The organism is Mesorhizobium sp. M7A.F.Ca.US.006.01.1.1, assembly GCF_003997935.1.
Classification (GTDB): Bacteria; Pseudomonadota; Alphaproteobacteria; order Rhizobiales; family Rhizobiaceae; genus Mesorhizobium.
In genome coordinates this window covers 29749-31111 of sequence record NZ_RZQL01000051.1, presented here as the reverse complement: position 1 = coordinate 31111, position 1363 = coordinate 29749, and the positions used below count along the sequence as shown (strand labels likewise).

Annotated in this window: 2 protein-coding genes; both read left to right on the top strand. The window is 62.6% G+C overall.

The genetic code is table 11. The annotated features are described in order from the left end of the window. The first annotated feature begins 126 nt into the window (after positions 1–126). Positions 127–1131 (top strand): nucleotidyltransferase family protein, encoded by a 1005-nt coding sequence (locus EN943_RS11860; RefSeq protein ID WP_245475750.1) that lies wholly within the window; start codon positions 127–129, stop codon positions 1129–1131. Positions 1132–1226: 95 nt separating this feature from the next. Then, on the top strand, positions 1227–1363 hold a 137-nt coding region (locus EN943_RS38315), incomplete at its 3' end, for a glycosyltransferase (RefSeq protein ID WP_245475759.1).

The following is a 1363-nucleotide window of genomic DNA, read 5'->3' as shown; positions in this document are numbered from 1 at the left end:
CGCTAAATGGCCTTGCCGGATGGCTCATACGAACGATTGCGCGCCGCCGGCTGTGCCGACGAGGTGGCCTACGTGCAGGCCTGCCTGCGATTGTATTTCGCCGGGTCGAGCGCGGGCGACGTTTCGATGCGCGATCTTGATGGTGAAAAAATTGCCGACATTGCCAGGCTGAACAAGGTCGCCGTCTTTGTCCTCAAGGCCCTTTCACGCGCACCCGCGGTTCAGAGGCCGCCTGAACTTTTCCAATGGCTCGACACCTACCGCAGGAAAACGGTTTCGATGAACGCGTCCTGCATCATGGATTCGATGGCGATCCATGATGTGCTGCGCGCCAGCGAGATCGATTTCGTTTTTCTCAAGGGTCCGTTCCAGCAGCAGCTTCTCTACGACGACCATTTTATGAAGCCCTCGGGCGATGTCGACATTCTGGTTTCGCCGCTCGGATTTTTCAGGGCGCGTGATGCCCTTCGCAACATCGGCTATGAGGTATCCGTGAAGTCGAGCTCCGTCTGGTGGGTCCGCTTCCTCGGCGAACAGCACATGACCCGGGGCGACGGGCCGAGGTCGTCCACCGTCGATCTCCACTACCGCCTCCAGCAGCCCGGGTCGCCAAGCCCGCGCGACGCGGACGGGTTCCTGCGGCGCAGGCGACAGGTCGAAATCGCCGGTGCGACGGTGCCGTTCACCTCGGTGGCCGATACTTTGCTTTTGTCCTGCATCAGCGTCGCCAAGGCACTTTTCAACCGGGAACCCTGCGCGGGCTACGTCTGTGATATCGGCGCCAGCGCCGGCCGCCTCGACGAGGCGGATCAGCAGCGTTTGCTCGATGCCGCAACCGCGCAAGGTTTGGACGACACGCTGCTGCTTGGCCTGCGCGCCGCCGATGTGCTACTCGGCGGTGCCGGCACGCTGCTGTCGCAGCGCGCGACCAGGATCCTGTCGCGCATCGGCAATGAGGATCTGCTCAGCATGGTCATCGCGCCGTGGCTGCCGTCGCTGCGGTGGCCACAGCGGCGAACGGTGCTGTGGGAACTGTGCGGTCGCGCGCCGGTCCGCTATCTCGCCGAAGCAGGCTGGGCGGCGTCCGCCGATATCAGTCGCCGCATCTTCGAGCGGCCGGGGAGTCGCTGAATGAAGGCAAATTGGGTGCTGATGGCAATTCTGTAGTGCATCGAACGAGTACGGGGCGAGGGCAAATCGATATTACCTGTACGAGAGGCAAATCCATGTCGATGACGAAATCCGAAGTCTGCGTGATCATCGCGGCAAAAAACGCCGCAGCGACAATCGCCGTGGCCATCGCATCCGCGTTGCGCGAACCGGAAGTGGCGGAGGTCGTCGTCGTCGACGATGCCTCCACCGA